This is a genomic window from Paenarthrobacter sp. NEAU-H11 (genome assembly GCF_050573415.1).
Classification (GTDB): domain Bacteria; phylum Actinomycetota; class Actinomycetes; order Actinomycetales; family Micrococcaceae; genus Arthrobacter.
The window spans coordinates 24,718-34,301 of sequence record NZ_JBNZGA010000025.1; the positions used below are offsets into that span (position 1 = coordinate 24,718).

Here is a 9,584-nt window from a genome sequence, read left to right on the forward strand (position 1 = left end):
GGTCGCAAAAATACGACAAGGACCAAGTAGCTGCTGATCGGGCCGATCCGGCCCGGCTCGCGGACCCTGCCGGCAGCTGCCGCCCTTCTGCACATCCTGTTGCTGTCCGTTTACCTTGGCGTCTCTTTGGGCGGTTACTTTCGTCGGATGGGTGCTAATCCTTTGCTTCCGGAGCTGGAGGGCCGGCGGGTATTTGTTGCCCTGGGCGATTCGTTTACCGAGGGCGTCGGGGACCGGGATGAGCGGCTGCCCAACGGGGTCCGGGGCTGGGCAGACCGGGTTGCGGAGAAACTGGCCAAGGCCCAGCCGGGTTGGCGGTACGCGAACCTGGCCATCCGAAGCAAACGCCTCCGGCAGATCATCAACGAGCAGCTGGAACCGGCACTGGCAATGAAGCCCGCCCTGGTAACGCTGTACGCGGGCGGCAATGACATCCTGGACCTGAAGACGGACATGGTGGCCCTCATGGCCGACTATGAAAACCTCGTGGCACAGCTGGCGGAGACCGGAGCTACTTTGGTGCTCTTTACCGGGTTCGACGTCAAGGTCTCAGCGCTGTTGGAACCGCTGAAGAAGCGCAACACCTTCTACAACCAGCGGGTTCGGGCGATTGCGGCAAAATATGGCGCAGTCCTGGTGGATTACTGGTCCCTCGATGCCTTCCATGACCGGCGGATGTGGGACTCGGACCGGCTCCACATGTCCAAGGCCGGGCACAAATACCTGGCAGGGCAGGTGCTGGACCGGCTGGGCGTGCCGCACAAGATCACGCCCAAGGACTGGGAACCGCCCTTACGGCCCAGCCTGCGGGAGTGGGAGCGGCAGCAGCGGCGCTGGATCCACGACTGGGTACTGCCGCTCTTCGGCCGCAAACTTCGCGGCGTCACCCTGGGGGACGAGCTCACCCCGCGGTGGCCGGAACCGGTGAAGGTGCCGCGGAAAGGCGGGCTGAAGAAGCTGGCGGCGAAGTCCTACTTCAGTGAAGCCAACTAGCGTCCCCGGCCTGAGCCTTAGGCCTCAGCTGTCCGGCAGATTTAACTGTCCAGGAGGATTTCGTAGCCCGGCGCCACCCTTGCGGCGTGGAACTCCATGACTTCGAAGTCCGCAACGCCGTTCGTGTAGAACGGGTCCTGCTTCAGGCAGGCATCGAGGGTGGCGCGGTCCGCCTGGGAGAGCAGCAGGCCGCCGGTCCGCGGCACCTTGCGGCCTGCGGCAATAAAGACTCCGTCATCAAAGGCCTTCTGCAGCCAGGAAATGTGGCCCTCATTGTGGAAGTCCACGATGTCCTGCGGAACCCGGTAACTCAGGGAGACAACATACATGGCCCCAGCCTACCGGCCGCCACAGGACCTACTTGAAGGATCAACCAGGCCGCTCTCGTAGAATGAGGGAATGACCGAACCGCGCTGGCTCAACGCCGACGAACGCCGAGCCTGGCTGGCCCTGGTGAGCATCAATACCCTCCTGCCTGCGGCCTTGGACACCAAGCTGCACACAGCGGGAAAGCTTTCGCTTTTCGACTACACCGTCCTGGCCATGCTCTCCGAGGCGGAAGGCAGGTTCTTGCCCATGAGCGAACTCGCTGCCCGCAGCAGCGCGTCGTTGTCCCGGCTCTCGCACGTGGTGACCAAGCTGCAGAAGCGCGGCTGGGTGGAGCGGCGGCCGCATCCCCATGATGCCCGGGTCACCACCGCCCACCTCACCGACGAGGGGATGGCAACCATCGTGGGCCTTGCACCCGGCCATGTGGAGGACGTCCGTGACCTGTTCCTTGATGCCCTCACCGAGCAGGACGTCCTTGACCTGGCCCGGATCGGCGAAAAGGTAGTGGGCCGGCTGGATGCGGACCACTGGATCCTGAGGGAAAACTAGGGTCCCTCGCCCGCGGTTGGTTGCTTCCAACAACTGATGGCAAACTATCCGAATGGATTTCACAACCCGGTTCGTTGCCCTTGGCGACTCCTTCACGGAGGGTGTGGGCGACGACGATTCCACCCGCCCCAATGGTGTCCGCGGCTGGGCGGACCGCGTGGCCGAACAGCTGGGAGCCGCTGACCCCGCCTTCGGCTATGCCAACCTCGCCATCCGCGGGAGGAAGCTCCGCCACATCCTGGCTGAGCAGGTGGACGCCGCCGTCGAACTTAAACCCACGCTGGTGAGCATCTACGCGGGGGCCAACGACATCCTGCGCCCCAGGATCGACATCGATGACCTTCTGGTGGAGTACGACGACGCCATCGCCAAGCTGCGTGCCACCGGTGCCGCCGTGGTGATGTTCACGGGATTCGACGCGCGTGGCTCGAAGGTGTTCAGCACCATGCGTGGGCGCACGGCCATCTACAACGAACTGGTCCGCGGCATCGCCGGCGACCACGGCGCGCTGCTGGTGGACTACTGGCGCTTCAGCGAGTACTACGACTGGGGCATGTGGGCGCAGGACCGGATGCACATGTCCGCTGCCGGGCACGCCAACATGGCCAAGCGGGTGCTGGACGTCCTGGAGCACGACCACTCCATCGACATCCCGCCCATGACGCCCGTCCCCGAACTCAGCGGGCTGGACGCCGTCCGGGCCAACGCCCGGTGGTTCCGCGAGTATGCCGGGCCGTGGGTGGTCCGCCGGGTCACCGGGAAGTCGTCCGGGGACGGCCTTGGGCCGAGGTACCCACAGCTCACGCACCTCTAACCCGTCGCCTGCTTATACACCCTCCAGCGCCGGATTGGTCTTTAATTGCGCGAACTCGTAGACTTGGTAGGCGCTAAGTGCGCGGAGCGTGCGCAATTGCTCCGGTTGCCCGGTAATTTCTCCAGGGTGGCCGGTAGTTAGGGGCTCAAGTTGCGTGACTAACCGTTGCCCTTCTTCATTTTTGGGTCGCCCTTAGCAGCATGGTCCAGCAGCAGATATGCGGATCATTACTTTCAATTCTTGAGGAGAAGTCATGGCAGCACACTGCCAAGTGACCGGAGCCGAGCCGGGCTTTGGGCACAGCATTTCGCACTCGCACCGCCGCAACAAGCGCCGGTTCGATCCGAACATTCAGAAGAAGCGCTACTGGGTTCCGTCCCTGCGCCGTAACGTTACGCTGCAGGTCTCTGCACGTGGCATCAAGACCATCGACGTACGCGGCATCGACGTAGTCGTCGCCCAGATTCTGGCTCGTGGGGTGAAGCTCTAGTGGCTAAGGACAAGGACGTACGTCCGATCATCAAGCTCAAGTCGACTGCGGGCACGGGTTACACCTACGTAACCCGCAAGAACCGTCGTAACGATCCGGACCGCATGGTCCTGAAGAAGTACGACCCCAAGATCCGCCAGCACGTCGAATTCCGAGAGGAGCGCTAAACATGGCTAAGAAGTCCAAGATTGCTCGCAACGAGCAGCGCAAGGTCATCGTGGAGCGTTACGCTGCAAAGCGCCTCGAGCTGAAGAAGACCCTGGTTGACGAAAACGCAACCGACGAAGCACGCGAAGCGGCCCGCCTGGGCCTGCAGAAGCTGCCCCGCAACGCGTCCCCGATCCGTCTGCGTAACCGCGACATCATCGACGGCCGCCCCCGCGGAACCTTCCAGAAGTTCGGCATCTCCCGTGTCCGCTTCCGCGACATGGCCCACAAGGGCGAACTCCCGGGCATCACCAAGTCTTCCTGGTAATCCAGCACTGCTGATACCAGCTGCTTGAAAAGGGCCGGCAACCTCACGGTTGCCGGCCCTTTTGCTGTTAAGGATTCTCCGGTTGGCGTCCTTCGATCCGGCTGCCAGGCACTGTGCTGCAGCACACAGGAACGGGATACGATGCCGGATGGGCTTCCGCGGGTGCCCGAGGGCCGTTTTGCCGCGGAAACACGGGGTTGAGAGCGCCTCGCCAGGGGGATTTGCGGAGGCCCCCGGGGAGGTGTATTGTTTTCTAAGTCGCCGCGAGGGAGACAGCGAAGAGCTGGTTACCGCGGGCGGCCAAACCCCCAAAATCAAGACCAAATTCTGGCAGGGCTTTCGAGCGCTCCTGAAGAGGTGGGGACGACTTCCCGCCGATGAGAATCCTGAAACACGGATTTGCATCGGAACGGAGAGTCGGGTAACTTTGAAAAGTTGCTCCGGAGCGATCCACGGTGGTTTTTGCTGGTGGTGGTGCCGGGTGTGTCTGTTGTTTGAGAACTCAATAGTGTGCCAAGTTTGTTGATACCAATTGTTTTAGTGATTGGTTGAATTGACCGGGTCATCCGCCCCTGTGGGTGGTCTGGTTTTTACAGCTGGTTTCAAATTTTGTGCAGCCTTTTTGTCCCGTTTTCCCGGGGCTGGGGGTTGTGTCTGTTTTACTTCAACGGAGAGTTTGATCCTGGCTCAGGATGAACGCTGGCGGCGTGCTTAACACATGCAAGTCGAACGATGAACCTCACTTGTGGGGGGATTAGTGGCGAACGGGTGAGTAACACGTGAGTAACCTGCCCTTAACTCTGGGATAAGCCTGGGAAACTGGGTCTAATACCGGATATGACTCCTCATCGCATGGTGGGGGGTGGAAAGCTTTTTGTGGTTTTGGATGGACTCGCGGCCTATCAGCTTGTTGGTGAGGTAATGGCTTACCAAGGCGACGACGGGTAGCCGGCCTGAGAGGGTGACCGGCCACACTGGGACTGAGACACGGCCCAGACTCCTACGGGAGGCAGCAGTGGGGAATATTGCACAATGGGCGCAAGCCTGATGCAGCGACGCCGCGTGAGGGATGACGGCCTTCGGGTTGTAAACCTCTTTCAGTAGGGAAGAAGCGAAAGTGACGGTACCTGCAGAAGAAGCGCCGGCTAACTACGTGCCAGCAGCCGCGGTAATACGTAGGGCGCAAGCGTTATCCGGAATTATTGGGCGTAAAGAGCTCGTAGGCGGTTTGTCGCGTCTGCCGTGAAAGTCCGGGGCTCAACTCCGGATCTGCGGTGGGTACGGGCAGACTAGAGTGATGTAGGGGAGACTGGAATTCCTGGTGTAGCGGTGAAATGCGCAGATATCAGGAGGAACACCGATGGCGAAGGCAGGTCTCTGGGCATTAACTGACGCTGAGGAGCGAAAGCATGGGGAGCGAACAGGATTAGATACCCTGGTAGTCCATGCCGTAAACGTTGGGCACTAGGTGTGGGGGACATTCCACGTTTTCCGCGCCGTAGCTAACGCATTAAGTGCCCCGCCTGGGGAGTACGGCCGCAAGGCTAAAACTCAAAGGAATTGACGGGGGCCCGCACAAGCGGCGGAGCATGCGGATTAATTCGATGCAACGCGAAGAACCTTACCAAGGCTTGACATGAACCGGTAATACCTGGAGACAGGTGCCCCGCTTGCGGTCGGTTTACAGGTGGTGCATGGTTGTCGTCAGCTCGTGTCGTGAGATGTTGGGTTAAGTCCCGCAACGAGCGCAACCCTCGTTCTATGTTGCCAGCACGTGATGGTGGGGACTCATAGGAGACTGCCGGGGTCAACTCGGAGGAAGGTGGGGACGACGTCAAATCATCATGCCCCTTATGTCTTGGGCTTCACGCATGCTACAATGGCCGGTACAAAGGGTTGCGATACTGTGAGGTGGAGCTAATCCCAAAAAGCCGGTCTCAGTTCGGATTGGGGTCTGCAACTCGACCCCATGAAGTCGGAGTCGCTAGTAATCGCAGATCAGCAACGCTGCGGTGAATACGTTCCCGGGCCTTGTACACACCGCCCGTCAAGTCACGAAAGTTGGTAACACCCGAAGCCGGTGGCCTAACCCCTTGTGGGAGGGAGCTGTCGAAGGTGGGACTGGCGATTGGGACTAAGTCGTAACAAGGTAGCCGTACCGGAAGGTGCGGCTGGATCACCTCCTTTCTAAGGAGCACCTACAGATTGTTCGTGCCGTGTATGCGGTGCGGGGGTTTGTCAGGAGTACAGCCCGTTGCGCAGACGCAAGTTCTGCGGCGGGTGCTCAAGGGTGGAATATCAACGAATAGCGGCTGCCGGTTCTTTCCGGTGCTTAGTACGGTTCCTCTTTGCGGGGGTTCCTGGAAGGGTGCTGGTGGGTGCGGGTGGTTTCGTGTTTGGCACACTGTTGGGTCCTGAGGCAACAGGGCCGTGGTTCCGTCCCGTGTGGGGCGGGGTTGCGGGTTTGTTTGTTTCTGGTTTCCTGGCTGCACCGATCATGCATGTTGTGTGTGTGGGGTGTGTGGTTTGGGGTTGTTGTTTGAGAACTACATAGTGGACGCGAGCATCTTTTATAAGAAGCAATTTCCAAGAATATGAACCTGGATCTGTTGTGCTGTCTTTCGGGATGGTGCAGTGGTTTTCGTGGTTCTCTCGAAAATTAGCGTTTTTGATCTTTTGTGGTCAAGTTTTTAAGAGCACACGGTGGATGCCTTGGCATTAGGAGCCGAAGAAGGACGTAGGAATCTGCGATAAGCCTGGGGGAGTCGATAACCGGACTGTGATCCCAGGGTGTCCGAATGGGGAAACCCCGCCGAGCGCGCGAGTGACTCGGTGACCCGCATCTGAACACATAGGGTGCGTGGAGGGAACGCGGGGAAGTGAAACATCTCAGTACCCGCAGGAAGAGAAAACAATAGTGATTCCGTTAGTAGTGGCGAGCGAACGCGGATCAGGCTAAACCGTTCCATGTGTGATAGCCGGCGGGCGTTGCATGGTCGGGGTTGTGGGACTTTCCATACCAGTTCTGCCGGGCTGGTGGGGTGTGATGTGCAGGCATAGGTGAACGGTCTTGAAAGGCCGGCCAGAGAGGGTGTTAGCCCCGTAACCGTAATGTTGTGTACCGCCTGTGAGAGTATCCCAAGTAGTACGGGGCCCGAGAAATCCCGTGCGAATCTGTCAGGACCACCTGATAAGCCTAAATACTCCCTAATGACCGATAGCGGACCAGTACCGTGAGGGAAAGGTGAAAAGTACCCCGGGAGGGGAGTGAAACAGTACCTGAAACCGTGTGCTTACAATCCGTCGGAGCCAGTCTGATTCTGGTGACGGCGTGCCTTTTGAAGAATGAGCCTGCGAGTTAGTGTTACGTCGCGAGGTTAACCCGTGTGGGGCAGCCGTAGCGAAAGCGAGTCTGAATAGGGCGTTGCAGTGGCGTGATCTAGACCCGAAGCGAAGTGATCTACCCATGGCCAGGTTGAAGCGACGGTAAGACGTCGTGGAGGACCGAACCCACTTCAGTTGAAAATGGAGGGGATGAGCTGTGGGTAGGGGTGAAAGGCCAATCAAACTTCGTGATAGCTGGTTCTCCCCGAAATGCATTTAGGTGCAGCGTTGCGTGTTTCTTGCTGGAGGTAGAGCTACTGGATGGCTAATGGGCCCTACAAGGTTACTGACGTCAGCCAAACTCCGAATGCCGGTAAGTGAGAGCGCAGCAGTGAGACTGTGGGGGATAAGCTTCATAGTCGAGAGGGAAACAGCCCAGACCACCAACTAAGGCCCCTAAGCGTGTGCTAAGTGGGAAAGGATGTGGAGTTGCGAAGACAACCAGGAGGTTGGCTTAGAAGCAGCCATCCTTAAAAGAGTGCGTAATAGCTCACTGGTCAAGTGATTCCGCGCCGACAATGTAGCGGGGCTCAAGTACACCGCCGAAGTTGTGGCATTCAAATATTAGCTAAGCCCTTGTGGTTCAGGCGTTTGGATGGGTAGGGGAGCGTCGTGTGGGCGGTGAAGTCGCGGTGTAAACCAGCGGTGGAGCCTACACGAGTGAGAATGCAGGCATGAGTAGCGAAAGACGGGTGAGAAACCCGTCCGCCGAATGATCAAGGGTTCCAGGGTCAAGCTAATCTGCCCTGGGTAAGTCGGGACCTAAGGCGAGGCCGACAGGCGTAGTCGATGGACAACGGGTTGATATTCCCGTACCGGCGAAAAACCGCCCATGCTGAACAGGGGATACTAACTGCCCGAGACCTGCCTGACACCCCTTGTGGGTGAAGGGTTTTGGTGGAGCGCAGGACCTGATCCTGGGAGGCAAGCGTATTAACAGGTGTGACGCAGGAAGGTAGCCGAGCCGGGCGATGGTTGTCCCGGTCTAAGGATGTAGGGCGAACGGTAGGCAAATCCGCTGTTCATGATGCCTGAGATCTGATGGGACCCCCGTTTGGGGGGATTCGGTGATCCTATGCTGCCGAGAAAAGCATCGACGCGAGGTTTTAGCCGCCCGTACCCCAAACCGACACAGGTGATCAGGTAGAGAATACTAAGGCGATCGAGAGAATTATGGTTAAGGAACTCGGCAAAATGCCCCCGTAACTTCGGGAGAAGGGGGGCCCCAACCTTGAACACCACTTGCTGGTGGGAGGGGATCGGGGCCGCAGAGACCAGGGGGAAGCGACTGTTTACTAAAAACACAGGTCCGTGCGAAGTCGCAAGACGATGTATACGGACTGACTCCTGCCCGGTGCTGGAAGGTTAAGAGGACCGGTTAGCCGCAAGGCGAAGCTGAGAATTTAAGCCCCAGTAAACGGCGGTGGTAACTATAACCATCCTAAGGTAGCGAAATTCCTTGTCGGGTAAGTTCCGACCTGCACGAATGGAGTAACGACTTCCCCGCTGTCTCAACCATAAACTCGGCGAAATTGCAGTACGAGTAAAGATGCTCGTTACGCGCAGCAGGACGGAAAGACCCCGAGACCTTTACTATAGTTTGGTATTGGTGTTCGGAGTGGCTTGTGTAGGATAGGTGGGAGACGTTGAAGCCCGGACGCCAGTTCGGGTGGAGTCATCGTTGAAATACCACTCTGGTCACTTTGGACATCTAACTTCGGCCCGTAATCCGGGTCAGGGACAGTGCCTGATGGGTAGTTTAACTGGGGCGGTTGCCTCCTAAAAAGTAACGGAGGCGCCCAAAGGTTCCCTCAGCCTGGTTGGCAATCAGGTGTCGAGTGTAAGTGCACAAGGGAGCTTGACTGTGAGAGAGACATCTCGAGCAGGGACGAAAGTCGGGACTAGTGATCCGGCGGTACATTGTGGAATGGCCGTCGCTCAACGGATAAAAGGTACCTCGGGGATAACAGGCTGATCTTGCCCAAGAGTCCATATCGACGGCATGGTTTGGCACCTCGATGTCGGCTCGTCGCATCCTGGGGCTGGAGTAGGTCCCAAGGGTTGGGCTGTTCGCCCATTAAAGCGGTACGCGAGCTGGGTTTAGAACGTCGTGAGACAGTTCGGTCCCTATCCGCTGCGCGCGCAGGAAATTTGAGAAGGGCTGTCCTTAGTACGAGAGGACCGGGACGGACGAACCTCTGGTGTGTCAGTTGTACTGCCAAGTGCACCGCTGATTAGCTACGTTCGGATGGGATAACCGCTGAAAGCATCTAAGCGGGAAGCTCGCTTCAAGATGAGATTTCCATACACCTCGTGTGTGAGAGGCCCCCAGCCAGACCACTGGGTTGATAGGCCGGATGTGGAAGCGAGGACTAACGACTCGTGAAGCTGACCGGTACTAATAGGCCGATAACTTACACCACACACCACACCCGTGAAACCGGTTCAAAAGCGGTTCCACACCAGGGTTGGTAAAAAGATAACAAGACTGCTTGCGTCCACTATGTGGTTCCCGAACAACAAACCATTTGTTGCAGGGAACACCAACT

At 58.4% G+C, this 9,584-nt stretch carries 7 protein-coding genes and 2 rRNA genes; 8 read left to right on the forward strand and 1 reads right to left on the reverse strand.

The features are described 5' to 3' along the window. Window positions 1-147: 147 nt before the first annotated feature. On the forward strand, window positions 148-993 hold the full coding sequence (locus ACQ3DC_RS20515) for an SGNH/GDSL hydrolase family protein (RefSeq protein ID WP_430753073.1): 846 nt from the start codon (window positions 148-150) through the stop codon (window positions 991-993). Window positions 994-1,034: 41 nt separating this feature from the next. Here ACQ3DC_RS20515 and ACQ3DC_RS20520 read toward each other — a convergent pair whose 3' ends face one another. Then, window positions 1,035-1,322, reverse strand: coding sequence for a YciI family protein (locus ACQ3DC_RS20520; RefSeq protein ID WP_157240408.1), 288 nt, complete (start codon window positions 1,320-1,322; stop codon window positions 1,035-1,037). A gap of 70 nt (window positions 1,323-1,392) precedes the next feature. Here ACQ3DC_RS20520 and ACQ3DC_RS20525 point away from each other — a divergent pair, with 70 nt between their 5' ends. From ACQ3DC_RS20525 to ACQ3DC_RS20555, 7 genes are all read left to right on the forward strand, one after another. Beyond that, window positions 1,393-1,872: a MarR family winged helix-turn-helix transcriptional regulator gene (locus ACQ3DC_RS20525; RefSeq protein WP_104999378.1), complete on the forward strand. Its 480-nt coding sequence runs from the start codon at window positions 1,393-1,395 to the stop codon at window positions 1,870-1,872. 52 nt (window positions 1,873-1,924) lie between these two features. Then, window positions 1,925-2,686: an SGNH/GDSL hydrolase family protein gene (locus tag ACQ3DC_RS20530; protein WP_421093999.1), complete on the forward strand. Its 762-nt coding sequence runs from the start codon at window positions 1,925-1,927 to the stop codon at window positions 2,684-2,686. A gap of 253 nt (window positions 2,687-2,939) precedes the next feature. Further along, window positions 2,940-3,176, forward strand: a complete 237-nt coding sequence (gene rpmB / locus ACQ3DC_RS20535; protein ID WP_013602738.1) for a 50S ribosomal protein L28 — start codon at window positions 2,940-2,942, stop codon at window positions 3,174-3,176. Continuing rightward, window positions 3,176-3,343 carry a 50S ribosomal protein L33 gene (rpmG, locus tag ACQ3DC_RS20540; protein ID WP_013602737.1) on the forward strand — a complete coding sequence of 56 codons (168 nt, stop codon included), beginning with the start codon at window positions 3,176-3,178 and terminating at the stop codon, window positions 3,341-3,343. Before rpmB ends, rpmG begins: the two co-directional genes overlap by 1 nt. A 2-nt stretch (window positions 3,344-3,345) precedes the next feature. Further along, complete coding sequence (gene rpsN, locus ACQ3DC_RS20545) at window positions 3,346-3,651, forward strand: 30S ribosomal protein S14 (RefSeq protein ID WP_009358853.1); 306 nt, start codon at window positions 3,346-3,348, stop codon at window positions 3,649-3,651. 664 nt (window positions 3,652-4,315) lie between these two features. Continuing rightward, a 16S ribosomal RNA gene (locus ACQ3DC_RS20550) occupies window positions 4,316-5,838 on the forward strand. Between the two features lie 493 nt (window positions 5,839-6,331). Beyond that, window positions 6,332-9,458: ribosomal RNA gene (locus ACQ3DC_RS20555) — 23S ribosomal RNA — on the forward strand. The 16S and 23S rRNA genes sit together here, the layout of an rRNA operon. Window positions 9,459-9,584: the final 126 nt, after the last annotated feature.